Origin of the sequence: Bradyrhizobium iriomotense, from assembly GCF_030160715.1 — a bacterium.
Lineage (GTDB): Bacteria > Pseudomonadota > Alphaproteobacteria > Rhizobiales > Xanthobacteraceae > Bradyrhizobium > Bradyrhizobium iriomotense.
Genome location: NZ_BSOW01000035.1, coordinates 25,953 through 50,973, shown reverse-complemented (window position 1 = coordinate 50,973; position 25,021 = coordinate 25,953). Strand labels below are relative to the sequence as shown.

General features: G+C 59.1%; 23 protein-coding genes and 2 pseudogenes. 12 read left to right on the top strand and 13 right to left on the bottom strand.

Annotation, left to right across the window (positions count from 1 at the left end):
- Nucleotides 1-1,111 precede the first annotated feature (1,111 nt).
- The 4 genes from QQL28_RS36575 to QQL28_RS36560 all read right to left on the bottom strand — a co-directional run bounded on the left by QQL28_RS36575 (nucleotide 1,112) and on the right by QQL28_RS36560 (nucleotide 5,137).
- Nucleotides 1,112-2,059 carry a helix-turn-helix transcriptional regulator gene (locus QQL28_RS36575; RefSeq protein ID WP_284273528.1) on the bottom strand — a complete coding sequence of 316 codons (948 nt, stop codon included), beginning with the start codon at nucleotides 2,057-2,059 and terminating at the stop codon, nucleotides 1,112-1,114.
- 382 nt (nucleotides 2,060-2,441) lie between these two features.
- A complete protein-coding gene (locus tag QQL28_RS36570; protein ID WP_284273527.1) occupies nucleotides 2,442-3,185 on the bottom strand; it encodes a S1 family peptidase in 744 nt (247 codons plus the stop codon).
- A 196-nt stretch (nucleotides 3,186-3,381) separates the two neighbouring features.
- Nucleotides 3,382-4,125, bottom strand: a complete 744-nt coding sequence (locus QQL28_RS36565) for an AraC family transcriptional regulator (RefSeq protein ID WP_284273526.1) — start codon at nucleotides 4,123-4,125, stop codon at nucleotides 3,382-3,384.
- A 598-nt stretch (nucleotides 4,126-4,723) separates the two neighbouring features.
- Nucleotides 4,724-5,137, bottom strand: coding sequence for a GNAT family N-acetyltransferase (locus tag QQL28_RS36560; protein ID WP_284273525.1), 414 nt, complete (start codon nucleotides 5,135-5,137; stop codon nucleotides 4,724-4,726).
- Between the two features lie 366 nt (nucleotides 5,138-5,503).
- On the opposite strand from QQL28_RS36560, the gene QQL28_RS36555 reads away from it, so the two are divergent.
- Nucleotides 5,504-6,091, top strand: coding sequence for an IS110 family RNA-guided transposase (locus tag QQL28_RS36555; RefSeq protein WP_284273524.1), 588 nt, complete (start codon nucleotides 5,504-5,506; stop codon nucleotides 6,089-6,091).
- A gap of 453 nt (nucleotides 6,092-6,544) precedes the next feature.
- Here QQL28_RS36555 and QQL28_RS36550 read toward each other — a convergent pair whose 3' ends face one another.
- Entirely contained in the window at nucleotides 6,545-7,000 is a 456-nt protein-coding gene (locus tag QQL28_RS36550; protein ID WP_284273523.1) for an SRPBCC family protein, read from the bottom strand.
- A gap of 379 nt (nucleotides 7,001-7,379) precedes the next feature.
- Here QQL28_RS36550 and QQL28_RS36545 point away from each other — a divergent pair, with 379 nt between their 5' ends.
- From QQL28_RS36545 to QQL28_RS36520, 6 genes are all read left to right on the top strand, one after another.
- Nucleotides 7,380-8,327, top strand: a complete 948-nt coding sequence (locus QQL28_RS36545; RefSeq protein ID WP_284273522.1) for an ABC transporter substrate-binding protein — start codon at nucleotides 7,380-7,382, stop codon at nucleotides 8,325-8,327.
- 251 nt (nucleotides 8,328-8,578) lie between these two features.
- The gene (locus QQL28_RS36540; RefSeq protein WP_284273521.1) at nucleotides 8,579-10,021 is read left to right on the top strand and encodes an adenylate/guanylate cyclase domain-containing protein; all 1,443 of its coding nucleotides are present in this window, start codon (nucleotides 8,579-8,581) and stop codon (nucleotides 10,019-10,021) included.
- 246 nt (nucleotides 10,022-10,267) lie between these two features.
- Nucleotides 10,268-11,356 (top strand): ABC transporter substrate-binding protein, encoded by a 1,089-nt coding sequence (locus QQL28_RS36535; protein ID WP_284273520.1) that lies wholly within the window; start codon nucleotides 10,268-10,270, stop codon nucleotides 11,354-11,356.
- Complete coding sequence (locus tag QQL28_RS36530) at nucleotides 11,353-12,333, top strand: ABC transporter substrate-binding protein (RefSeq protein WP_284273519.1); 981 nt, start codon at nucleotides 11,353-11,355, stop codon at nucleotides 12,331-12,333. Before QQL28_RS36535 ends, QQL28_RS36530 begins: the two co-directional genes overlap by 4 nt.
- A 253-nt stretch (nucleotides 12,334-12,586) precedes the next feature.
- Nucleotides 12,587-13,195, top strand: coding sequence for a hypothetical protein (locus QQL28_RS36525; RefSeq protein WP_284273518.1), 609 nt, complete (start codon nucleotides 12,587-12,589; stop codon nucleotides 13,193-13,195).
- 37 nt (nucleotides 13,196-13,232) lie between these two features.
- Nucleotides 13,233-13,478, top strand: coding sequence for a hypothetical protein (locus QQL28_RS36520; RefSeq protein WP_284273517.1), 246 nt, complete (start codon nucleotides 13,233-13,235; stop codon nucleotides 13,476-13,478).
- A gap of 433 nt (nucleotides 13,479-13,911) precedes the next feature.
- On the opposite strand, the gene QQL28_RS36515 is transcribed toward QQL28_RS36520, so the two are convergent.
- Together QQL28_RS36515 and QQL28_RS36510 are read right to left on the bottom strand one after the other, a co-directional pair.
- The gene (locus tag QQL28_RS36515) at nucleotides 13,912-14,187 is read right to left on the bottom strand and encodes a hypothetical protein (protein WP_284273516.1); all 276 of its coding nucleotides are present in this window, start codon (nucleotides 14,185-14,187) and stop codon (nucleotides 13,912-13,914) included.
- A 40-nt stretch (nucleotides 14,188-14,227) separates the two neighbouring features.
- Entirely contained in the window at nucleotides 14,228-15,088 is an 861-nt protein-coding gene (locus QQL28_RS36510) for a hypothetical protein (protein WP_284273515.1), read from the bottom strand.
- A gap of 145 nt (nucleotides 15,089-15,233) precedes the next feature.
- On the opposite strand from QQL28_RS36510, the gene QQL28_RS36505 reads away from it, so the two are divergent.
- Nucleotides 15,234-15,752, top strand: coding sequence for a thermonuclease family protein (locus QQL28_RS36505; protein ID WP_284273514.1), 519 nt, complete (start codon nucleotides 15,234-15,236; stop codon nucleotides 15,750-15,752).
- Nucleotides 15,753-16,104: 352 nt separating this feature from the next.
- On the opposite strand, the gene QQL28_RS36500 is transcribed toward QQL28_RS36505, so the two are convergent.
- Nucleotides 16,105-16,266 carry a hypothetical protein gene (locus tag QQL28_RS36500; protein ID WP_284273513.1) on the bottom strand — a complete coding sequence of 54 codons (162 nt, stop codon included), beginning with the start codon at nucleotides 16,264-16,266 and terminating at the stop codon, nucleotides 16,105-16,107.
- A gap of 135 nt (nucleotides 16,267-16,401) precedes the next feature.
- Between QQL28_RS36500 and QQL28_RS36495 the strand changes: the two genes are divergently transcribed.
- The gene (locus QQL28_RS36495) at nucleotides 16,402-16,704 is read left to right on the top strand and encodes a hypothetical protein (protein ID WP_284273512.1); all 303 of its coding nucleotides are present in this window, start codon (nucleotides 16,402-16,404) and stop codon (nucleotides 16,702-16,704) included.
- A 476-nt stretch (nucleotides 16,705-17,180) separates the two neighbouring features.
- Here QQL28_RS36495 and QQL28_RS36490 read toward each other — a convergent pair whose 3' ends face one another.
- From QQL28_RS36490 to QQL28_RS46330, 4 genes and pseudogenes are all read right to left on the bottom strand, one after another.
- The gene (locus QQL28_RS36490; RefSeq protein ID WP_284273511.1) at nucleotides 17,181-17,537 is read right to left on the bottom strand and encodes a response regulator; all 357 of its coding nucleotides are present in this window, start codon (nucleotides 17,535-17,537) and stop codon (nucleotides 17,181-17,183) included.
- A 10-nt stretch (nucleotides 17,538-17,547) separates the two neighbouring features.
- Nucleotides 17,548-17,940, bottom strand: coding sequence for a response regulator (locus tag QQL28_RS36485; RefSeq protein ID WP_284273510.1), 393 nt, complete (start codon nucleotides 17,938-17,940; stop codon nucleotides 17,548-17,550).
- 103 nt (nucleotides 17,941-18,043) lie between these two features.
- A pseudogene (locus QQL28_RS36480) lies at nucleotides 18,044-18,184 on the bottom strand (PilZ domain-containing protein); the annotation flags it as partial.
- A 179-nt stretch (nucleotides 18,185-18,363) separates the two neighbouring features.
- Nucleotides 18,364-18,687 (bottom strand): HNH endonuclease, encoded by a 324-nt coding sequence (locus QQL28_RS46330; RefSeq protein ID WP_431309705.1) that lies wholly within the window; start codon nucleotides 18,685-18,687, stop codon nucleotides 18,364-18,366.
- Nucleotides 18,688-18,908: 221 nt separating this feature from the next.
- Here QQL28_RS46330 and QQL28_RS36475 point away from each other — a divergent pair.
- Nucleotides 18,909-19,169: pseudogene (locus tag QQL28_RS36475) on the top strand (transposase); the annotation flags it as partial.
- 483 nt (nucleotides 19,170-19,652) lie between these two features.
- Here the strand turns inward: QQL28_RS36475 and QQL28_RS36470 are convergent.
- A complete protein-coding gene (locus QQL28_RS36470; protein ID WP_431309703.1) occupies nucleotides 19,653-21,248 on the bottom strand; it encodes an SGNH/GDSL hydrolase family protein in 1,596 nt (531 codons plus the stop codon).
- Nucleotides 21,249-21,901: 653 nt separating this feature from the next.
- Between QQL28_RS36470 and QQL28_RS36465 the strand changes: the two genes are divergently transcribed.
- Both QQL28_RS36465 and QQL28_RS36460 read left to right on the top strand, forming a co-directional pair.
- Complete coding sequence (locus QQL28_RS36465) at nucleotides 21,902-24,343, top strand: leucine-rich repeat domain-containing protein (protein ID WP_284273508.1); 2,442 nt, start codon at nucleotides 21,902-21,904, stop codon at nucleotides 24,341-24,343.
- Nucleotides 24,344-24,369: 26 nt separating this feature from the next.
- The gene (locus QQL28_RS36460) at nucleotides 24,370-24,912 is read left to right on the top strand and encodes an SDR family NAD(P)-dependent oxidoreductase (protein ID WP_284273507.1); all 543 of its coding nucleotides are present in this window, start codon (nucleotides 24,370-24,372) and stop codon (nucleotides 24,910-24,912) included.
- The last annotated feature ends 109 nt before the right edge of the window (nucleotides 24,913-25,021 follow it).

Genomic DNA, 25,021 nt, shown 5'->3' with positions numbered 1-25,021 from the left:
AGTCGAGCCTCCAGGTCGGATACCTGCGCAGGAGTGCCGAAGCTGCGCGCGGCGCCTTGAGAATTGGGACGGAGCAATATGAGCAAGGGCTGCGGATTTCACGACCGTGCTGACTGCCGAGCAGAATCGGTTTCAGGCCGAAAGCAACAGATACGCGAAGACGGTTACTTCGTGACCGCTGCGACGCGCGACCAAATGCGGGCGCGGACCAACTGGGGAGAGTTGCTGCCGTCGGCCGGCCGGCCGCAACCGCCGGCTCCGGGTCTTCCCTCGCCCGGAGATATTGGACCGACGGTTCGGCCGCCGGAGTGGTGATTGTTGGGTCGGCAGCGCAGGTGGCGAGCGGATCGCGGAAGCACAATCCTTCCAGAGCGCGAATGGGATTTGGTTGAATCACCTGCCAGGTCCAAATCCGAGCATTGAAATGGGCGGCGGTAAAATCGCGATGGCGTGCCGCCGTCCGAAGCGCTGCGTGACCGAGTCAATACTGATTTGAGCAGACCCAAGCGCCGTAGGCGTTACGATAACAGCCGTTGTTGTAGCCGTAGGCGCCGTAGTAACCGGCCGCCGCACCTGCCGCTGCTGCGCCAACTGCTGCTGCGCCAACCGCCGCTCCACGATAGGGATAGTACCCTCCGCGCCAAGCGGCCCCACGGTAAGCCGCCCCACGGTAAGCCCCGCCACGATAGGCCACGCCGCGCCCTCCAACGCCTACAGCGTGCCCTCGGAAACCTGCAGCGTGAAACCCGCCGCCGTGAAACCCTCCACCACGGAAGCCGCGAGCGAGCACGTCGTCAGGGACAAAGGCTGCGCCCACAAGGACGGCGGCTGCAAAGCCAATCAGCGTCTTACACAACATTGGACATTCTCCTTTCCTGACAGTCGCATGATGGGAGCCGGCCTGTGCATCGGAGTAGGTGTTCGGCGTCCGTTGCAACTTGGCCAATCACTCCGACCTTCCGCCACCTTCTGACACCAACGCCGATAAGAAGAACGGCGTTTCAAATCTCTGCATCAGTCCACACCGCGTTGTGAGTTTTCCGGGTGCGGATTGGTGCGGAGTCCAACCAGCAAAGGGCCTCTCGCGCTATGCGGCTTCGGCAAGTCGCGTTTATGTGTGCGGAGCACGTTGCAGTGTGACGGAGGGGGATTCACCGAAGGTGGTGCGATACGTCACTGCAAACCGCCCAAGCTCTAGGAACTGATGATTTCGAGCAACCTCCGCGACGCTCGCCTTTGCAGGATCGGCACGCCGCAGCGCAGCGCGAGCCTTGTTCAAGCGTTGCAACAAGAGATATCGCGCGGGGCTCACGCGAAGAAACTTGGCGCAACACATTCGCAACGTTCGCTCTGCCACGCCCACCTCCGCACAAAGCTTGGGCATGTTGAGTTTCTGATCAATGCGCTTGCTCAACGTCTCTTCGAAGCGAGCCATGATGGCGGCGTGATGGTGCCTCGCCCTGGGATGGTCGTCAGCCTCCTTGGCGGTTAGGCAATGGATGATGGCGTAGAGCATTTCCTGCTCCAGCGCTCTTGCGACCTCGGGGCTCTCGATCAATTTCTTCCGGGCTTCCGCGAGATGGCAGGCTTGTCTGAACAGATCCTGGAATCTTGATGCTTCCGTGCGCGAAGGACGGAGTATCCTGCTCGCCGGCGGTGGCGCGATCGGTTGCCCGGTCAATGCCTTGCTGGTGCAGCCGAGTTGTCCAGGCGCCAACGATATCAAACCCCACTGACACTCACCTTCGGAATGTTGATGCATGCACTCGCCGCGGCTGTGAAAAACCATGTCGCGATTTCGCAAAGCAAATCCGCCGCATGTAAGAGATGCAGTGCCGGCTGGAAAGGAAAGGAAAATCCGTTCGGGGAGTAGCGAAATATAGGCAATGCGGGGAAGGCTTTCGCAATACTGATGAATTTCCAGATGCTCCAATTTCAGCCGTGTCAGCCGAGCCTTGAAATCTCCGGCACCCGTTATCGTGAGTTTGACGCGCGCATCGCTGAATGCCGCGGCGTAGGCATCAGGATCGCTAAATGTGAGGGTACCGGCTTCTGCCATTGGCCCGTTCCGTCGGATCGGCGGACGGTTCTCGCGACCTGTTGAAGGTTCTACGCCTCACCGAGTTTCGACAGCATCAAATAACTTGGCACTTCCGGCTATGCGGTTTCGGAACTTCGAAGGTGAATTGCGAGGTCCGGCGACTATGCGATTCCGGCAGGAGGGACGATTTCGATCAGGAGCGATCAATTGAAAGATCGCCCTCGTTGTGCCGGTAGCGAAGCTGACAGCGATCGACAGGACAGAGTCCGCTATGCCTTTTCGGCAAGGATCACGAGATCGCTGGACCGAACGGTCGACAATCGGGCAACCATCTCAACCGGGCAATTACGAAGTCGGTGATGCCAAAGGACCAGAAGTGTCTGCTGCAAAGCCTCGGGCCTCAGTCGGCTTGGGAAAACTCATCCAGCGCCTGGACGGGGACCGACACGACGTTGGGCGTCCCCCATGCGGTCGAGATCCGTATCTCGCGCTGTGCCCAGTGGATGCTCTGGGTGAATACGTTGCTGACGACCGCGGCGACCCGGCCGTTGCAATCGACCACGGGTGCTCCCGAGGCGCCGTGATCGATGACAAGGCGGTTATCGCCTTCGTACAGCTCCAGAAGCGCCATGCCGGCGAGCTTTCCGTCATCTCCGAACCGAACAAACCGTCCGCTCACGAGCTGGGGGCGGCCAGCCGGATAGGCGAGCGCCATGACCTGCTCTTCCGGCGCAAGCGGCTCCCTCCGGATCGTAACGCTTCGCGCGGCGGAAACGGCGCGCTGGAGTTCGATGACGGCCAGCTTTTCCGCCTGGGTTCCGGCCAGGCGCTGGATTCGCGCGGCGATGAGCTGGCTGCTATCTCCGTCAACAATCTCGAGCGGCTTCCAGTCCCGGGCCGAAAGCATCATACCCGCAGTGACGTGCTCGGCCGTGACGATCATTGTTGGCGAGAGGAACCAACCGGTTCCCCGCACACCGATGAGGCCGCGATGCGCATCGCGCTCCGCGTCATCGAAATACCGCGTGATGCTGACGGTCAGGTGCGCGAGCTGGGTGGGATCGACGCACGCTGCTTCGATAACTTGTGTGTCTGCAAGCAGAACGACAAGAATAAACAGCCAACGACCAATGCGCCGATGCATTGCTGAGCCCCCTGCCTCGGTCGCAGGGGAGAACCAAATTGGGCCCATGACAACAGAACTGGGCGACTTATCCGGAGGTTTTTCCGGAGCGCGCAAATTTTCGCGCTCGGCGTCGCGCTTTTGTCACAGTCAGCGCCATGCAGTTTCAGCCACCGGAACTTTCGGTGTACGTGCGGATGATTGTCTAATCGGGTGTTCACGCGTATCCAGGTTCGGTGACTACAAGGGATGATGGCCGATTGAGGTGAATTGCAATCCGATCCGCGGGGCGCCGCAATGTCTCCGATGGCGATTCCCCGAACAGCGCCCGATAGGCGACCGAAAAACGGCCAAGCTCCCAAAAACCATGATCGGTGACAATGCGGGTGACGGTTGACTTCAACGGATCCGCCCGCAGCAACGAGCCATGCGCGAGGTGCATGCGGCGCAGAGTGAGAAAACGGATCGGCCCCATGCCTAGATGCTCTTCGCAGGAGGCGCGAAGCGTTCGCTCCGCGACGCCGATGGCGGCGCAGATTTCGGTGAGATAAAGCGGCCGGTCGGGATTTGCCTCCAAAAACTCCTCGAACTGCGCGAGGATCGCATCGTGGCGGCAGTCACCCGTTGTGGGTTCTACGCCGACGCCGTCGGCGAGACATCGGACCATGACGTGGATGAGCTCATTCTCCAGTGCGCGAAGCACCTCCGGCATTTGCAGTATATCGGGAGTGTCGTGGGCGAGCTGTCCGATCGCTCTGTGCAGCTTCAACAGCCGCGCCATCAACTGAGGATGTGGATGAACAATGCGCCGATCTGATTTTTCCACGAACTCGCAGCCGATGATCGCTTCGACTGCGTTATCCAGCTCGTCGGTTGGGAGAGAGATCGAGCCGTAGTCGAGATCATGGCCTGATCGGCGATGGATGACGTCAGACCTGTTGACGATGATGTCGCCGGGCAAGACCTCGAGGCCACAGTGCTGGAGGGGTGACGAATTGGATTCGGTCAGAAAGCCGATCGACTGCCGCTCGGGTTTGCAGGCGACGGTGCAGACTGTCGGCGCGGATGCATGGAGACCTTGCAGCCAGACTCGGTCGGCGCCGACCTGCGTGATCTCGACCTCAAAATCTTCCTTCGTCGTTGGGAGTATCTCGACGTCGGCAGATAGGATCGCCGCCTGGCATAGCAACGGATCTGTAAATGTAAGAACTCTACTCCAGGGCATTTAGGCCTCCTTCGAGGCACAAAAGTGCGCTGTTACACGTAACGGTTACACACAATCAGTTCGTCAGAACGAATTCGCCAGCTTCTCAGAGAACGGCGCCTACACCTAGCTGACGCCGCTTCTTAACATGAGATAGCAGTAGTATCTTAGCTCGGCTACTACTCCGGATCAATGTAGCGTTTGTGACACTATGGTGACGGTACCGTCCTATTCAAATTCCCGCGACTATCGATGCGCTTGAAGTACTACCCTTCGAGGACGTCAACCGTGAGCTTCCGCCCGGCCGTTAACGCGACAAATTTTTCTACTGTCAAGTTTGCGTTCCCACCCCTTGCTACCTCGCCTTTCTCAACATTGAAATCAGAGGCGGTGCATCTTCGGGTAAAATGTTTTTCTGAGCCACAAAGCCGCCGCGCTCATACAGCGGCGTATTTCTCGGATTCGAGTTCTCGAGATAGGCGGGCATGCCAACCTCGTCGATACGCCTGAGCGTCGCGCCAAGAATCGCCGCTCCCAGCCCCATCCCCTGAAAAGGGGGATCTACAGCCATAAAATTCAAATAGAAATGCATTTCGCGCGGATGAGCCCTTTCCAATTCGCCGGATATCGCAGCCCCGCGCACTATCCGCCCAAATCCACACATCTGCAGGAATAGAGGCAACAGCTTCAACTGCTCGAAGATTCCAGGAGGCCATGCCGGTATCCCAGGCGGCAGCCATATTGCACATGCCGCGCCGTCATCGCTCATCCATACTTCGCCGGCGGGTATCGCGCGCTCATACAAGAGCCAAAAGAAGAATGCCTCCAGTCCCGGGGGCGTTCTGGGCCTGATCGAGCCAACCAATCCATAACGGGGTCGTTGAGAAATGCCTTCGTCAACAGCCGCGCGAGTCGGTCGGTATCCTCCAGCCTTGCGCGCCGCTGCGACAGAAGAACGACACCACGGACGCGGAGGCAATTTGCGAGGCGGTCACGAGACCCAGCATGCAGTTCGTGCCGACCAAGACGGTCGAGCAACAGAGCTGTCTGATGCTTCACCGGGCGCGCCATCTGTTCATCCGCCAGCAGACTGCCGTGATCAACTAAATCCGCGCCTATCTCGCCGAGTTCGGGATTGTCGCCCCTGTCGGGCGCAGGGGTTGTCGAGCAACTGCTGGAAGTCGTCGCCGATACAGCCGACGGCCGGCTCCCGGAGGTGGCCCGTGCGTGTCTTGCTGCTCTCGGCAGTCAATTGCGCGCACTGAAAGCCCAAATCCTGGGGTTCGACCGACGCATCATCGCCTGGCATCGATCAAATGCGACGAGCAAACGGCTGGACGCGATCCCCGGCGTCGGGCCGGCGTTGGCAACAGCTTTGGTCGCCAGCATTGCGGATCCCAAGGCTTTCCGATCGGGACGGGATTTCTCGGCCTGGGTGGGGCTCGTGCCGAAGCAGAACTCGAGCGGGGGCAAGGACAAGCTTGGCAGTATCAGCAAGCAAGGCGATCTCTATTTGCGCAGCCTGTTCACGGCACGCGCACTCGCCGTGATCCGCTATGCCAAGATCCATGGCACGGGGCATCGGCCTTGGCTCACGGGACTGCTGACGCGCCGACCCACCAAGGTTGCTGCGATCGCGCTCGCCAACAAGATTGCTCGGATGGCATGGGCCATGATGGCCAGGGGTGAGCGCTACAGGGAGCCCGTCGCGCTCGCGGCGTAACCTATCGCGCCGGACATCTGGTGTGACGTAACGGTTGGGAGGACGAACAGCACTTAATGCAGCGCCGGTCGATCTGGCGATCAGGACAACCCACTTGGGCCATGGCACCATCGAGTGCGTGTTTTTGACCGGGACCTGATCCGCGGAGGGCATTATGGCCAGCGGTCATGGGTACCGCGCTAACAGGCCGAACACATGGCTGCTCCGACCAATGCTGTAAGTGAAGATTCTTCTTGCTAACCCGGAGCCGTCCACACATGGCCCATCGCTTCGCCAAAAAAGCTTCAGAGGGCCGACCGCGCCGATTTTTGCCCTACGGTATCGCCCGGATGCAACCCCGCCCGAAGTCCGAAGGCAGAGGCAGCAACTTCAGCGCTAGCCGCTAATCATCGGGAGGGGCCATGCCGGCGCAGGCGGCGACGATCGCGTGCATCGGCTGAAGTGCGACGGCGTTCACTCGTTGCCAGTACGGCCGTGCCAGGGGTCCGGGCCCGGGTCGCGTCCCGCTGCAAGCTCGGCCAGCCGGTCGAGGTAGTGGGCCCAGCCTTCTGCGTGGCCGGCGCATTGCTCGGCACTGGGCAGGCCCGTATGGGTCAGGCGCAGCAGCGTTCCGTCCGGCTGCTCCATCAGGTCGATCTCGACCAGGCTTGATGCCGGCGGCACCACCTCGCTACCGTCCCACCCGAAGCTATAGGCGAGGCGATGCACGGGCACCACCTCACGGAAGGACCCGCGAGCAATGCGAGCGCCGGTGACATTGACGAGATAAAGCCCGCCGGGCTGAGGCTCGACCTGCGCCTCCGTTCCCATCCACCGAAGGATCTTCTCCGGATCAGTCAGGAACGCGAAAACCGTGGCGCGCGGCGCCGGGATGTGCGTCTCGCGGCGGACGACGAGTGCCTCTTGCATCGGTTTCCTCCACGGTTGCCTCCCCGCCTGCAGCGGAGAAGGTAGGGCAAGTCTTTCCCCTAGGATAGACCCGCGAGGTAGCTGCACCAACCGCGCAGTGACAGACCAAGGTCGTGGCTTCCGCGTTGCTGCGCTGCATGAGTCCGGATATGGCCCGTTTGAGACATTCTGGCTGGTGCTGAAGATGTCCGCTCACCAGGCCCGACCAGAAGTCAGCGAGGGAGGACCAAACCGACGCTCGTGACCCATTCCGGAAATCCCAGAGTGGTGGCCGATCCTCAAGAACCACACTGGCTGAATAGCTTTCTCTGTGATTTGATCAACGAGCGTGAGGTGCTCGCCGGGTGAACAAATGAGGCGACGGGATTTCATTCTGTTGATGGCCAGCGTTGCCCTTGACGCCTCGGCAGCGGCCTACGGCCAACAATCGGCGATGCCACGAACCGTCGGTTTCCTGGTGGCGGGTACACCGGCTTCTCATGGGGCATGGGTAGCGGCATTCACGCAGCGACTGTCGGAGCTTGGCTGGACGAATGGGCGCAATATCAAGATCGAATATCGCTGGGCAGCTGGAGATGTTCCACAAACGACGAACTTTGCGGCTGAGTTCGTTCAGCAAAAGGTAGACGTAATCGTTACGTCAGCATTCGGTGTTGATGCCGCAAAGGAGGCAACGTCAACCATTCCAATTGTATCCGCCGCCTTCGGCGATATGGTCGCCAAGGGGCTCGCCAAAAGTTTGGCCCGGCCAGGTGGGAATGTGACCGGGCTTTCGATCCAGCCTGTTGAACTCAGCAGCAAGCGTCTTGAATTGTTGAGGGACATCATTCCGAATGTTCGCCGTCTCACTGCACTGGTAAACACCCATATCGTAGGTCAGCAAGAAGTGGTCGCCATCCGGACGGCATCTGTCAAATTGAACATAGATGCCAGTGTACTCGACGTCCAAACCGCCAAGGAAATTGAAGCCGCGATGGCAACACTGGCGGGCCAAACAGATGCTCTTTATGTGTTCAGCGAGCCCCTAACAAATGCCAATAAGGACAAAATTATTAAAGCGGCCACTGTCGCAAAGATCCCAACAATCTTCGGTTTTAGAGAGTTCGTGGACGCAGGCGGCCTGATTTCGTACGGGCCGAACTTCGTCGATCTTTTTGTACGTGCTGCAGAATTTACCGATAAAATCTTGCGAGGAGCAAAACCGGCTGACTTGCCCGTGCAGCAGCCGGTAAAGTTCGATCTCATCATCAATCTCAAAGCAGCCAAGGCTCTCGGGTTGAGTATCCCCGAGACTGTTCTCACCCGCGCCGATGAGGTGATCGAATAGCGCTTACCAACTTCCGTTTCTGGCCCTTCGCTTCACTTGGTGCTGTCCAGCGATATCTTGGGAGTTGGGGGTAGAATGTCGGAAGTTGGGGTAGACCAGAAATGTTTGGCGCTAGGTCAAACGACGCGATTGACCCAGAGCGGGCATTTATCCTCGGTTTTGTGTTAGCTTAGTTGCGTTAACAAGCGGACAGCATTTTCTAAGCGTGAACTTCCGTTCAACCTCTCATTTGATGACTAGGGGTGGAGAAAATGCATCACGTTCAGGAACGGCTCCTCGAAAGCAAGATGACCGAGGTCGAGCAGGCCCGGGCTTGGAGCCCCCGCGTCATCTCCAAGTTCGAAACCCTGATCCGCAGCGGTGATGATCTTTCCCTTTACCGTGTCAATCCGCTTACCTTTGCGCGAGATCGCGCCATAAGCGAGGCAGAGAGCATAGACTTGTTTCTCTATGCTACGCGGAGCGGTCTGTTCGACATGAGCTGGGACGTCGTGTGTCCCCAGTCCGGCATGGTGCTCGACAGTTTCGGCGCCTTGCGAACGCTGAAAACCCATTACGTTTGCGGCCTGTGCGATGTCACCGGCGACACCGACCTCGATGACTTCATCGAAGTCAGTTTCACCGTGTCGCCGCAACTTCGTCGGCTTCCTTTCCACGATCCCGGCTCGCTTTCGGTCGAGGATTTTCACTGGAAGGCCCGCTTTCTGAGCGACGGGCGATTGCCGGGCCAGGTCCGCTTTCTTGATGTTCTACAAGGTCTGGTTCGTGGCATTTCCTTCCTGCCGTCGGGCTCAACCATGGCACTGCGGTCCGAACTCGGTCCTGGCGTGCTCGCGGGAGTTAACGTGGAGACGCAGGCCAGCTTCGCTGTGCACGTTGTCGGTCAGCCTGCGACAGCGCCAACGCGCTTGCCTATAAAATACGACGGCAGGCTTTTTTCTCCTTCGCTATCCGCAGTGCCGCCTGGTCCGATCGTCGTCGAGGTAGAGAGTTCATCCGCTACACGTGGCTCGTTACTTCTGATCAACTGGCCGCCCGAAATCGTGGCGCAGACGGTCAAGCCAGCCCTCGACTTCGATCCCTATTTGTCGGGTGGTATGTTGCTCGCCCGACAGACTTTCCGGCGACTGTTCCGGTCGGAGCGTGTTGATGAGAAGGAAGGTCTTGGCATCCGGCAGGTGACGTTGCTGTTCACAGACCTGAAAGGGTCAACTGCCATGTACGAGCGGCTTGGCGATCTCAATGCCTATGCGCTGGTCCGCGAGCATTTTGCCTTGCTGGCAGCAACTGTACAGGAGCACTCGGGCGCCATTGTCAAAACGATCGGCGACGCCGTGATGGCCGTCTTCTCGCGCCCGACGGACGCAGTCTCGGCCGCGTTGCACATTTTGGGAAGCATCGAGCGGTACAATGCAGAGCATGGCGATCCCAGCATCATCCTAAAGCTCGGCGCCCATTGCGGTCCGTCCATCGCCGTAACGTTGAACGAAAACCTTGATTACTTCGGACAGACCGTGAATGTTGCGGCGCGTGTACAGGCGCTGGCCGACGCCGGGGAAATCTGCCTTTCCGAAGCACTCTATTCGGCCCCCGGCGTAAGCCAGCTTCTCGACAGTCACAAGATCATTGCGTTCGACGCGCCGCTCCGGGGTGTCGCGGGAAGCGCGTGCGTCTATCGCGTTGTGGGTGGGTAGATGATCTTTTGTTCGCCGGGTGCCGCTTCGATGTCGGATGTTGGCCCTTAGCGTCGCACCTCAACCCTCGCCATAGTGTCGGTTCCTTGGGGTAGACCGGACGTGGTCGCGGTCATGCCCGATCGACGCAGATGCCCATGTCGGACATTCGACCCGGAGAATATTTCAGTCCGAATGGTCTTTGGACGACTTCCCGATGATAAGCTCCGACAGGTAACTGCCGCGTTCTGATCCTTGGAGGCGGGCATGCAGCGGCGTGATTTCCTCGGACTGATAGGCGCAACCGCGTTGAGTATTTCTCGACCGGGCTATGCCCAGAAAAAGACGGACATGCCGTTGGTCGGGTTCTTGCTGTTTCAAAACCTGGAGACCTCAGTCGCTAAAGATAGAATTAGCGGGCTGCGGAAAGGCCTTCAGGAGGAGGGTTTCATCGAAGGGACGAACTATTCCCTTGCCGTGCGGTCCGCCGAAGGAGACTTAGACCGTTATCCTCAGCTTGCTAGGGAATTGGGCACGCTCAATGCACGCTTGATCGTCGTGTATGGCTCTCTCTATGGGTTGGTAGACTCAGTGTTGTGCACGGCCGGATCGTATCGCGGACAAGCGACCCCAGCGAATATCGCGCGTCAGTGCGAAGTATTTCACGAGTTTCGTCGATCCTTTCCAGAGCTGCCGCTTGTTTTTTGCAACGTTGCTGCCGACGTCGTCGCGCTAGGCATAGTCCAAAGCTACACGCACCCGGGCGGGATCCTCACCGGAAACGTGATGAACGCAGCCGGTGGCGAAGAAACGATGACCCAAAAGCGAATCGGGTTCTTCAAGGAGCTTGTTCCAAATCTGGTGCGCATCGGCATGATAGCGCCCGCCAACGGGCTGCTCGCGATGCAGGAGAAAGATGCCCTGCAGAAGGTGTCGGCCCAGTTGGGCTTTGAGGTCGTTCACTACGAACTCAACACCCTTGACGATCTGGAAAGCGCCGTTGCAGCGGGTCTTCGTGATAACGTGAGCGCGTTCTACATCTCCGGCGAGCCTCTGATGGGCGCTGATGTTTCACGCGTCGTAAGTTCCGTTACGGCCTCCGGTAAGCCGAGTGTCGGACCTTATCCGTACTGGGGACAAGCCGGACTTCTGATGAGCTATTCGAACGACCCACGCGAAGGTGTGCGACATGCGGGCATCTATGCCGGAAAAATATTGCATGGCGTGAAGCCCGGCGATCTTCCGATCGAGCAGGGGAGCAAGTTCACCCTTGTCATCAATCTTAAGACCGCCAAAGCGCTCGGCATTACCGTGCCCTCCCACTTGCTAGCACTCGCCGACGAGGTGATCGAATGAGGCGGCGTGAGTTTTGTTTCGGATTGTCTGCCGCTCTTGCGACGAGTGCGGCGCCGGCCCCGACGCAGGGCGCGAAACGTCCCGTTGTCGGTTGTCTGGGTCTAGGATCGCTCAAGGATGTGCGCACCAATTTCGGCAGCGTTCGGCGTGGTCTGGCCGAAACTGGCTTCGTCGAGGGTAGCGACTACGAGGTCGAGTATCGCGCCGCCGACTATCAGCCAGATGCACTGCGTGGCCTCGCGGCGGAATTGATCGTCCGCGACGTAGCCGTGACCGTCACGCTCGCCAGTCCCGCGCTGCCGGTGGCTCAGGCAGCGACCAAGTCGATTCCCATAGTGTTTCTGACAGGGTTCGATCCGATTGCGAACGGTTTCGTTGAGGGTCTAAATCGTCCCGGGAGCAATCTGACGGGTGTCTTCATCCTGACCGCACCACTTGGCCCGAAACGTCTGGAGATCTTGCGAGAACTTGTCCCGGCTGCCCAGTCGCTGGCCGTTCTGTTGAGCGCGTCGTCGTTACGCTTTGCAAACCTGAGAGAAGATTTGAATGCGGCGGCGAAGTCTCTGGGGGTGCAGTTGCTTATCCAAGAGACCGACTTGCCTAGTGAATTTGAGGCCGCCTTTGAGGCCGTCGGCCGCGCCGGTTGTGAAGCGCTTATGGTCGGAGGCGACGCGGTCTTCACCAACAATCGGGCTGTCGTCATTGAACTCGCCGCGCAGCATCGAATTCCTGCGATCTATGCAGAACGCGACTATGCGGCGGCTGGGGGCCTCGCGAGCTACGGGCCAAACTACGGCGAGGCCTATCGTCTGCTCGGCACTTATGCGGGCCGGATCCTTAGCGGCGACAAGCCGGCAAACTTGCCGGTACAGCAGGTCACGAAGGTCGAATTTGTGCTGAACGCAAGAACCGCTAGAGACCTGAACATGACGTTACCGCTTGCGTTACTCGCCCGCGCCGACGAGGTGATTGAATAGGCGAAGAATTGTGGCCTATTGGCCCATCTCGGACCTTCGCCCAGTCGCCGCATTGGTCCGCTCTCTGCTGTACATCGGACATGCGGCTAACGAGATCGGAATCACGAAGCAGCTCACCCCAGAGTTGCTGTGCCCATTGGTTTTGATTGGAATTTCAGCTCGTGCGACGCACTTAAGGCTTGCCTAGACTTCTCCTGACAACAGGAGTTGGCAAGCAATGGCACTATTCAAATCATCTAACCCTGAAAAGACGGTGCAGCGCGACATCGACGCCGCCACCAAGACCCGCGAGCGCTTGTCGGCTCAGATCGTCGAGTTCGAGCAAGCGATCACGCGTCACGCTGCTGCCGCGAAGCAAGCTGCGCTGACCGGCGATGACGCCGACCTTGATCGCGCGGAAGCTGCATTGCGCGCGGCACAGGATCGTAGCGCCACCTTGAAGGCGGCACTCTCGGAAGTTGATGAGCAGTTGGCGGGCCTTGAGCGTAACAAGGCCGAGATGCTGGACCGCAAAGTGCGTACTGAGACTGCCGCCGAGATCGAGCTGCTTGCTCGCAAGCTGACCGAAGTCGGCGCGGTATTCAACAGCACGACGGCGCGCCTGTCCGAGCACACGCGCCACGCCGTTCCGATCGTCTATGACGCGCTCGGCCTCGACAATTTCATGGCGATCTGTCGTGCGGACGTGCCTGCGACGCTCGAATTGGTCAGCAAGCTGTTGCGTGCGCATGCCGATGCGGTGCTTGACGGTCGGGCACCGGCCAAGCTGCCGCGTCCGGACAAGGCGTCGGCGCCCGCGGCTGCTCAGCCGCCGAAAGAGCCGCACTTCAAGTACCAGCCGATTAAGGCTATGGCGCAATGAGCACATTGGCCCACACTCGCAAACCGGAGGTGATCACATGAAATTCGCGCCGCCGGGCGCCGAACCGTACAGGACCTTGACCAGGGTAGACGGATGGTTCGGAAGCAATCCAAACGAAATCCCGAATTCGATCGCGCGCGAGATCGCGGCAGCGCTGCCCCTGTCGGGCCTTAACGAAAACGACCGCATTCGGTCGCGCATGATGGCGCGTCAAATGGCCTATGAACGCAAGAAGAAGGTTCGAATTGCGTTTCGGCGGAGGTTCGGTCTGCTGACGCGATAGGTGCCCGGTGGACCCAACGGAGGAGGCGTCGTGGCAAACGGAGTCAGTCCCGGGACAGCGGCCAGCTTGTCGGGAACGGCGAGCTGGCCGCGAACTACGAGGCAGTTAACTTTCGGTTTGTAGACGCTCGTCAGTGTGACGGCTACCACAGATCGGAGGGATAATCGGCCGTATCAAGGATCGGAAGGCGCGGCGGACGTACCCGTGCCGGATGATCTGAATGACCCCGACGTGCGACCGCGTCGGGGTCTTTGCTTTTAGGGGAAGTCTTAGCGGCCGTTTGAGTGCCTTTCAGCCGAGCATCGGCGGCGTGCCGACTGGCGTAAACCCGAGCTGGCCGCGAGCCGCTTTCGCGCTGCATGCGATCACTTAGATGCCTCGCGGTTGCCATATCTTGTGCAAGATTAGATGCCCTTATCGGCAACATCGTCGATCAGAGGGCACGGCGGATGTAACCGGCCTCATGATCTTGAAGGGCCACGACGTGCAACATCGTCGTGGCCTCTTGTTGTTGTGCTGATCTCGCGCTGATGCGGATAGAGCTGGTGCTGCGCGCAACGACGCCTCCGCGCGGTCGAGGGATCGCGGCGGGCAGTGCGCTGACGCCGTCAGGCAGGCGGATATTGCTCTTGATCCACTGCGGCAACTGCAAGCGCGATGGCGGGATCAGCGAGCGGAGGACATTGCGGTGAATGGTGGCGATCGTCACATGTTGACTGCATAAGGAGCGTCATCGCAGAGGTGTCCAGTTAGAATTTGGGTTGCGGGTTGATCGCGCGCTGAGCTTCGAGCCCGGCGTCACGCTTGGCGTTTGCCGCGTCGATATCTCTCTTTTTTAGATCCTCATCGAGTAGTTTCAAGATATACTCGTTTGGCGCATTCGCTGTGGCCGGACTGTTCAAGCGGAGTTCTAGTTTAAGCCCAGCGCTACGCCATTGCGCGAGTAGGCCACCAACGGCCACAACGAGCTTAGTGGTGCCCCACAGCGTGGTGAATGGTTCGAGCCGTGCAGTTGTCGCATGAGCAATTTCCGCGGACCAGTCTGCCTTGATTGGCGTCATATTAAATTGCTCGGATACGATTGAGATCATTTCGCGCGGCGAAGTGCCGCTTTGAAATATATGCTCGATCTCGAAAATGCGTGAAGGCTCCATGGATTTGGTATACACGAGCGATGGCCGTTTGCCCGGTGTGATTACGACATTCGCCTCTCTCTCGGTCATTCCTAACCTGATGCCCTGAATGTCGTTTTTTCTGGATGGTTCTTGAGGCATGACGCTCATTTTGACGCGACAAGATTTATAAGCGTCGCGGGTTGAACGGGTTATCACCTCAGGTTTAGTGCTTTCAATGTCCGCAGCAGAAATTGCACCAAGAACGGTATCGGATACGCACTTGCAAATATTATCGGTGTCGGTTTGTGCCATTGAGCCGGCCTGTTGTGCGATGGCCGCTCTACACGCGTTTTGAATTACTAGTGAAACCTCCGACGATCGAGCCATGGTTGAAATAGTTAACGTGATGGTGCCCGCCAGAGCGGCCGCCCGGACCGGGCACGCAAGTTTTGCAATTCGTCGCGCCTCGGGGTGGTTGGGCTTTCTCTCGGTCATGTCCGTTCCCTTTAAGCGCGGCTCCAAGGACGTGTGCGCATGATGCCGATCCTCGCGAACAAGCGACAGATCGGGCGACCGCTATTGTGAGGTAACCCAACAGACTGCCTTTTCTCACTCCACCTGAACCGGCACGGTAGCAGCCATGACCGTGATCCCATTTCGGCGCCGTCGCACGTTTTCGGGCTGGCCCATCATTCTCGCCGCACTAGTCGCTGCCGCTTTTGCGTTGGGTGCCGTGTCAGCATTCTTGGTTTGGCAAAATGTACCTCACTCGACAGCACCCAACCAAGGCGGATCTCAAGCGATCCAGGTGATCGACGGCGACACCGTCAGGCTTGACGGCATCACCTACCGTCTTGTCGGCTTCAACACGCCAGAAAAAGACGATTTGGCTCGCTGCGAAGATGAGCGTCAACGGGCAGATGCCGCCACCAGACGGCTGAAAGCCCTTATCGCAACAGGCGACGCCCGACTGAACCGCGTTGCATGCGCGTGCAAGCCGGGGCACAAGGGTACCAAGCTGTGCAACTACGGGCGGCTATGCGGAGTGCTATCAGTTGGCGGGCGCGACGTGGCGCAGATCATGATCAGCGAGGGGCTTGCCGAGCGCTACGTTTGCGGTGCGACGAGCTGTCCGCCGCGGAGATCGTGGTGTGGCTAACGCAGCGTTGACGGCGCCGATCTCTACGATCTACGGGGGCCGTGGCTTCCGGTCTGCAACGGGCCGCTCGGCGGCGAACTTCATCAGCTTGCGGCTCTGCCTTCGGCAAGGCGTGCAAGGCCCTTCCACGCCAAAGCGACCTGCAACCATCTCAGCCGTTCGGCCGGACAGCTTGCAGCGACGGCCTTCTTCATCGCCAGCACCGCTTCGGCTTGATGGTCAGGTTCTCGATCCACAGAGGTATTCATTCGCCCGGAATTATTAAGGTTCAGCGAAAATCGACAGCCCGGGGAAATACTGCCATTTCGGGGCGGTCCGCCGATCTTGTCCGCCCCGCAAGTTAAATATTCCGCTAGCCCGTCGCCGATAGCCTCACGTCATCCAGCCAGGGTCGTGCAAGGGGCTCCATGACAACGGAGAAGCGGTCTTTGCGACCGTTGTGCCCGCTGACGATCTCCAGCAGGCGCGCAAACGCCATGCTGTTCTGCAAGGGCAAGGAGGCGGTCTTGATCAATACAATTTCCCGACCGCTCTTATTGCGACGTTAACCTGCTTCGGGTCTGGCCCGGAACGGCGGGCGCGCATCCTCACTTGCTTCCCAGCCTTCCCTTTTCGGGAATGAGGAAACGAACTGGAGGCGGATATGAGGATGAAGCTATTTTATTCGGCCGCGGTGTGCGTTGCATTGCTCGCGGCAGCGCCACTTGCACACGCGCAGATTGGCGCCGGTGTCGGCGCGGGAGTTGGCGGCGTCGGCGCAGGTGCCGGCGCGGGCGTGTGGGAGCCGGTGCCGGCGGAGTGGGCGCAGGAGTTGGCGGCGACGGAGCGGGCGCTGGGGCCGGTGCGGGCGTCGGCGGCGTGGGTGCGGGCGCTGGCGCGGGCATTGGCGGTGGTTCGGCTGGCGTTGGTGCCGGCGCTGGAATTGGCGGAGTTGGAGCCGCCGTGGGCGTAGGCATCGGTGGAAATACGATAGGAGCTGGCACAGGTGCGGGCGTTGCCGGGCTTGGCGGCGCTGGCATTGGAATTGGGACTGGCGGCCTCGGTAGTGGCAGCGTCGGTACTAGCGGCCTCGGCACGGGTGGCTTCGGTCCTGGCGGCGCAGGGATTGCGGGCCTTGCTAATGGAAACAGCAGCACTGGCTTGGCTGGCCTGAACTCTGCCAATATTGGCACAGCCTTTGCGTCTCTGGAGCTCGCCGAACAGCAGCGACTATTGCGTCGCTGTGCAACTGTTCTTAAACGCCCACATCAGTACGACCGCGAAACGCTCGCCGTGTGTCATGTGGTGGCCGCGAGGTGAACCCGAGCGGAGATCCCTTGTAGAGCCGCCGGACGAACGGCAGTGAACGGAGCCCGGCGTGAGACTGCCGGGTTTCGTGCCGATGGTGCGACTTGAGCCGCGAGCCGCAACCAAGCCCCTCGCGCATTCTCAGCCGTTCGACAGGACGGCGTCGATAGTCCGTTTGAGGGCTTCCAGCTCGCACGGCTTGGAGAGCACCGGGGCTCCCTTGAATTGATCCGGGATGCCTCCCGATCCATAGCCGCTTAGAAAGAAAAGTGGCAGGTCGCGAGCCGCGATGACCTCCGCCACAGGCTCCACGTTCATGCCATGCAAGTTAACGTCGAGGATCGCGAGGTCGTATTGCTCGATTTCTGCAAGAGACCGGGCCTCATCTACGTTGCCTGCTTCAGCGATGACCTCGTGCCCCAGCTCCTCGACCATTTCGACAAGCATCATCCGAATGAGCGCCTCGTCTTCGACAAGGAATATCGATGCCTGTCTCATTTCTCTTGCCTCAAGCCTTGCTTGAACCGGCCGCCAAGCGCTCATTAAGTAGCTGAGAGAGCGCTGTTGTAAGCTGCGCGGTGGCAAACGGTTTCTGAAGCATTATGCTGTTGGGGACACCCTGTGTGGCCCATTCGCGAGCAGCGACGCCCGACATGTAGACTACCGGAAAATTGGGATCGACATCGCGCGCCGCGCGCGCGACCTCCCAGCCGTTGAACTTCCCCAACAGCTTGATGTCAGTAACAAGGGCACGGTATCTAAGCAGGCGGCCCTTGAGGAGCGTCACGGCCTCCTCGCCGGTCCTGGCCATGGCAGCCTCGAAGCCTCCCTCGCTCAATGCATCCTCGACAACGCCTTGGATCGCCTCGTCGTCTTCGATGACAAGGACTGTTAGTGGCATTTCCGTCAAACTCCCCGATACTCGTGGGCAAGACGTTACAAAGTGCACACAAGCGGAAAGTTCCAGAGCAGCCGGGAAAGTCTGGCACTTTTTGGCTGCTGTCCTAGACCGGATCGGAGGATTTCTTGGTCTGCTTCGTCTTATTCTTTTGGCGCAGGAAGCTGACCTCCAACTCTCCGCCATTCACCCGGTCGAGCTGACATCGGCGATAGGCAAGCCCCGTGGACGAAAGCAAAAGAAAGAACAACTGGGGTGTCCACGAACGTTTCTATGAACTCCTCGACTCGGTTGACCATGCCCCATCGAAAACGCAGTAGCGCGGAAAGATGTTGCAAAACGCCTCGCCAATCCAAGCCGACAGGGCGCGGGGTCTAGAAATTCCCTGACTTTCGGTAGAACTCCTAGCACTGCTCCCATTCTGAGCTAGACCGCACTCTGAAGTCTCGCCTCGATTTCCTTGACGCTCTGCGCAATCAAGGCATTGTAGTCTTCCGCATCTTTCCCATGCGTAACCCGGCTGTGGCAGTTTGGGCAAACAGCGGCCACGTTTGGAGGATGATCTGCGCCTCCGTCTGCGAGCGCACGAACATGATGGACTTCAAGATACGGCTGGTCGTTACGACGCATGAATGGAGCTGGGGGTTTACACGCTTCGCAATTGCCGCGTGATCGACAAAGCGCGTATTGGGCGATGATTGCGCTTCGAGTCCTTTGCCATACTTCGCGCCGCGCTTGAGGCGGTGACATATCCGCCATTTCGTACGCTTGTTCGCGAAGTTCTAGAATGCTTGGTGCGGACGATTGATCAATCGCCACTAGTTCGTAGTCATGCGCCCGACCGCTGATCGTGCCCGGTTTGGGCACCGCCATTAGCTTTACTTCCGGCGTGTAGCTTGTGTCGCGGATGACCGTGCCCCACGGGCTTAATCCAGCTTGAAGTTCGCTCTGGCCCACATAAGGACCAGAGCATGAAGCGCAGTCGCTTTACGGAAGAGCAGATCATCGGGATTTTGAAGGAGCACGAAGCCGGCGTTTCGGTCGCCGATCTGTGCCGCAAGCATGGCGTCAGCGACGCCAGCATCTACAAATGGAAGGCCAAATTCGGCGGGATGGAGGTGTCGGAGGCCAAGCGGCTGAAGACGTTGGAGGACGAGAACACACGGCTGAAGCGGCTCTTGGCCGATGCCATGCTGGACAATGCGGCCTTGAAGGAGCTCTTGGGAAAGAAATGGTGACGCCTGTCATTCGGCCTGCATTATTGACCCCCTAAGCCGGGGGATCGGCGTCCAAAATTTGAACGCCGATTGACACCCCGAAGGGCTAATACGCCACGGCGGCCGCTGGTGGAAGCTGGCTTTTGTTTTTCGCGGCCCCACCATATCCAAGAGCATGGGGTTGATTCTCCGATTTGGTCCCCATCCACCCACATTGCCAACAATGGCTTATCCAGCCTCGCGGACAGGCTCGATGGTTCGTACCCGCGTTGCTCTTACCCGCGTTCATCTCTGGTGCCGGACGCCCAGTTCGCGCGCTCCTCTGATCAGCAGGCCAATCTCGCGTCGCTGCTCGATTGCAGCCTTCGTGCACCGGCCATGCTTAAAGGCATTGCTATTGCCGGTGCTCCAGGTGAAGGGGGCCACCCTGCATCGGCAGCTGCCGTTTGCCATCGCGGGCGACTGACATGGTTTCCCGCTCCGCCGCCATTAGGCCGCTTACCAAGCATTGTTGCGCGCGAAAGCGGGCTCACGGACTATCCCTCTAGGAACCGTAAAAAGGTAGCTCCGGTCCCAACTCTGGCGCCGATGCTTTTTCGACTTTAGCGATTTCGCCGGCGCCCTTACCACGGCAATGCCATCGGGCGATGCCAATGCCATTGCTTCCTCACCCTTGGCCGGTTCGCTTCCGACTTCGCGGCGCGGCCAGGAAAATTCATCGGCGCGGCCTGCGGGCGGCGTCAGCGCTTCGCCCTTGATCAGCGTGCGAGCGGCAAGCGCATCGACCGCGGCCGGGCGCGTTCCCGGCCCGCCGAGCAATTGATCGGTGCTGACGGAGGAGGCGACCAGCGGCAGGATTGGTCCTGCGAGGGGCCGCGGCGCGGGCTGACCGGGCACTGCATTGGCATCGGGCGTCGCAGGCGCGGTCGGCAGGGCGATCGGCGCCGAACGCGCGGCGAGCAGCCGCGTGATTTCGCGCTCGACATAATGCGCGAGCTTGCGTGCGCCCGGTTTGGTGAAATAGACGCCGTCATAGGAGCGCAACTGGCGCATCTGGCCTTCGAAGTCGGGACCCTTCTGCAGGAAGCCGCCGGCTTCGTCGACAAATCCGTCCCAGACATCGACATATGTGATGCCGGCCTTGGCGGCCACATCGCGATAGAGCGAATCCAGGAACAGCGTGTCGGCGGTCGCCTTGGGGCCACGTACCACCGGCAGACCGACCCACAGCACCGGCACGCCTTTGGATTTCAGCACGCCGATCATCTCTTCAATTTTTTTTTTGTAGAGTTCGACCCAGCGTTCCTCACGAAATTCGTAGATGCCGTTCGGCGAGCGTGTGCTCTTCGCCGGTGCGATGGCCGGCGGCGCGCCATTGTCGGTGACGTCATCCGGCGACAATTCGATATCGACCCGCTTGTCATCCGGCTTTGCGGTGGCGATTGTACCGCCATTCGGTTTGGCGCTCGGTTTTCCGTCCGCAGGCTTGGCGTCCGGCTTGGCTTTGGCATCCTTCTTGTCGGTCTTTTTGTCCGACGACGGGCTGTCGGATTTCTCAGTCGGCGGCTCGCGGATCGCGACACGGTCGTCGAGCCCGAGCATGACGACAATGGCGTCTGGGCTTTCGGTGGCAAGAAAGCCTTTTGCAGCGGCGGTCCAGTCGGCCGGATCGCCCCTGGGCTGGTATTTGATCAGGCCGGAGGGGTTCTTCGCCTTTCGGATCACGCCCATGTCTGGCTGCTCGGCATAGGCGTCTTCAAGACCATAGCCTAGCCAGTCCGCCATGGCGTCACCGAGCACAAGAATGTGGCGCTCCGGTATAGTGTCGCGTTTCTCGGGCGGCGGCGCCCTTGAAAAATCCTCGCGCACGGGCGGTAGTGTTTGCCGCCGAGGCTGGGGCGCCTGCGGCTGGAACGGCTGAAACGTGTCACCACCAAACCAGCCGCCACCGAACCCGCCGCCACCGCGTTGTGGCTGCGGCCGCTGCTGAAATCCGCCGAAATTGAAGAACTGCGCCGAGGTGGGTCCGACAATGCCGAGCAGCATTCCCGCCGCGATGGCTAGCGCAATCAGCGGGCCTCTCTCGGTAAACATGCGCAGCTTTCTTGGCATGCTCTTGGACCGCACAAGAACTTGCCCCGAACACAAACTAGCACTCAGGCTCCATGACGAGTCTCAGATTACCGTGAAGTGCGTTACCGTCAGTGCGGACCAAACGAAGCAACAGCCTTGGTCCGATTCGGGGTTGGCACTTGGGTTACTCAGGATGGGAGCACACCATTCTCCTTCGAGGGACCTTCAACTTCGTAAATCTTGTTCGCTTCGAGCATGTGTTGATCGAGAACCAACGATAGCCCCAACAATCCCGATCCAGGCTGCCGACGACCCAAAATCGAAATAAACCTCGCGCTCAATTCATCTGTGCTTCCTTCGCAGAATCGAAATCTCTTGGCTAACTTGAATGCGCCGTTTTGATCTCAAAAGACATTTAACCCGGCCAATTTTGCGACCAATTCAGCGCAACCGTAATTCAGAGCGTCTTCGTACTGATCGAATTTACTCTCGTGCCGCTCGTACGTTTTCTAGCGCATCCATTTCGGCTTCGGCGGCAAGTCCAATTCGTCCGGGTCGTTGTCCCTGATTAAGCCAGCTTTGGTCCGCGATCCGTCGACACAGCCATGGCCTGCGATTCCGTGGTAAGCTCTCCGCCTGCTCTTACTTTGTTTATCTCCTGATTGGAGTGGGTAATGAGCGACACAGAAGCACTGCGCGCTCACTTTCCGAAACTGCCGGAACTTGACCCAGAAGAAGTTAAAGCCGTGCGCAGCTTCTTGCCCGGGAAGCTCCTCGGCCGGACTGCCGCATTTTTGTCTCTAGTGCTGCTTGTGCTTGGCTTTGTGTCATTGGCCGATATCGGCCTCAGGCGACTGCTCGGGACCGAGCTCCCGCTTCCTTCACCACTGTACTACGTGTTTCTCATCGGGCTCCCCCTAATGGCGGTAGTCGCCCAAGTGATTGTTGAGTTTCGCGCTGAACGCAATCGGCGATTACTTCAGGCTCTAGCGGTGCGTACTGGCGTGGAACAATCGGGCTATTTTCGCATCGGCCCTTATGAGAACACAGCGAAGGATCGGGCCAAGTTAGCGCGTGCGGACAAGGCCCAGGACAAGGTGCTGACTTGGATTGAACGCTCCGACCTTATTCCTCTCTACCTAACCGGAGATTCGGGGTCTGGCAAAACTTCGCTGATGAATGCCTTCGTTCTACCCGCGCTTAGGGAGCGGGGATGGGATGTGGTCGAGGCGCGCGCATGGCAGGATGCCGAGGAAGCGCTGCGGGGTGCCTTGACGAAGTTGCCTGCTGCCCGGCGCCCACGCACAGGGGAAAATCCCGCGCTGGCCGACCTGATCGCAGCCGCAGCCCGGCGGGCCAAAACACATTTATTGCTCGTTCTCGACCAGTTTGAGGAATTCCTGATTCTGGCGGAGCACGAACAGCGGGTGGCATTCAAGACGCTGGTTGCCGACTTGCAGTCACGTCAGGTCAGGCGCCTTACTTTGCTGCTCGTATTGCGAAGTGACTATCAAACCATGCTTGCGGATCTTGGGCTTCCGGCGCTTCGCCAGGGCGAAAATTTCTGCCAAGTCGGGCGCTTTTCGCTGTCGGCAGGTTGCGATTTCATGAAGCAATCTCAACTTGACTTGCAGCCGGACGCACTCGATCACTTGCTGACCAGCACAGCGGAATTGGACGAAACCCCCGGCCTAGTCCGGCCGATCACCTTGAACATCATCGGATATGTATTGGCTTCCGGCCGCGCGGTTGCCCCGTCTCTGGATGCTGGGCGGCTCGTGCGCCACTACATCGAGCAGACCATCAACCAGTCCACCATCCGCGATTTCGCGCCGCCGATTCTGGAGCAGCTGATTACCGAACAAGGAACGAAGCGGCCACGTTCGGAGCTGGATCTTGCTAGGGAAACCGGCTGCCGTCCCGGCGAGGTGCGCGCGGTCTTGACGGGGCTCGGCGATGCCGCCCTTGCCCGCCCGCTCGACCCGGCGCAGGGCATATGGGAGTTGTCGCACGATTTTATCGCGCGCGCCGTCGCTCGCCATCTTGGCAGGCGGCGGAGCGGTCTGTTACGGCGCAGCGGCGCTTATGCTGCGCCCGCCCTGCTCGCTGTCGCATTGCTGGCCATAACCAGTATTTCTGCTTGGAATCAATTGAGGGCGGTGCGACTTCAATCGGAACTGGCTAACCTCGGTATAAGTGTCACCTCCACGGCGACGCGGGGAGAACAGGTCAAATTTCCCTCAAACTTTGCCGAGGCAAATTTGCCCAAGGCGGCCCTGGTCTTGGCCCAGATAAAGCAGCTCACAGGCGTAGACCTGTCAAACACTCAAGTAACAAATCTGGAATGGCTGAAGGGCTTCACCGCGCTTCAAGGGCTTAACCTGGCGAATACCCCAATCACCAATCTGGAACCGCTGAGGGGTTTGACCAGACTTCAATGGCTAAGCCTATTTGGAACGCAGGTTATCGATTTGAAGGAGCTGAAGGGAATGACCGAGCTTCAATGGCTATTCCTTTCAGGAACGCAGGTTGTCGATCTGGAGCCGCTGAAGGGAATGACCACGCTCAAATCGCTCGAACTGTCGGGGACGCAGGTCGTCGATTTGAAGGAGCTGAAGGGAATGAGCGAGCTTCAACGGTTACTCCTTTCAGGAACGCAGGTTGTCGATCTGCAGCCGTTGAAGGGAATGACCGCGCTCAAATGGCTCGGACTGTCGCGAACGCAAGTCATCGATCTGGAGCCGCTGAAGGGCTTATCCGTGCTTCAAGAGCTCGATTTGTCGGGAACGCAGGTCGTCAATCTAGAGCATCTAAAGGGCCTGAGCTCGCTGAAATTACTCAACCTGAATATTACCAGAGTTGCCGATTTGGAGCCGTTGAAAGACTTAACGAAGCTTCAAAAGCTTTTCCTAGTTGATGCCAAGGTCAGCAACCTCGAACCGCTGAGGGGCTTGATCGCGCTTGAAACGCTCTACTTGGAAAACACTCAGGTGGCCGATCTGGCGCCGGTGCAGGATTTGCCCAAGTTGAGGGTTTATGGTCTCTCAACGCTGCCTCCAAATGAGAAGAACCGATTCGTCGAGTACCGAAAGAACCACAACCTGCCCTACCAGTGACTGGCCTGAATGGTAAGAAATTCAGTATGAGGAGCGCTCACAGGTGCTTCCCGTTTCGCGATTTCAAAAGACCTTTAGTCCCGCCAGTTTCGCTGCCGCCTCAGCGCAGCCATAGTCGAGGATGGCCTCGTACCGGTCGAATTTTCGTTCGTGCCGCTCGTACGTTTTCCACCGCATCCATTTCGGCTTCGGCGGCAAATCCCATTCGTCGGGGTCGAGGTTTTCAAGGCGCTGTCGTCAACATCGCTTCGATGTGGAGTTACTTCGGTTCTGCAGCCACGCTGGCCTATGCTTCGAGTAAAGCCGGTGTTGTAGCGCTTACCCGGTCGATGGCTGTTGCGTGGGGCCCTCAAGGAGTCCGCGCGAATGCCGTGGCGCCCGGATGGATTGAGACTCGGCTTTCGTCCAACGCCAAAAACGATCCCGATCGTGCACCAAAAATTGCCGCGCGCATTCCGCTTGGCAGATGGGCTCAGCCGAAAGAAGTCGCGACGGTAATCGCCTTCCTGGTCTCGCCAGGTGCCTCTTACACTAATGGCGCTCTTCCGTCGACGGAGGTTACTCCGTAGCGTGAACGAACACACCCGCCTAATCGCTTCGAGCGCATGGACGGAGAAGTGTCAATGATGTGGGATTCGAATTCCGGCCGCCTCCTGGCCGGACTCCCGGGGACTATAA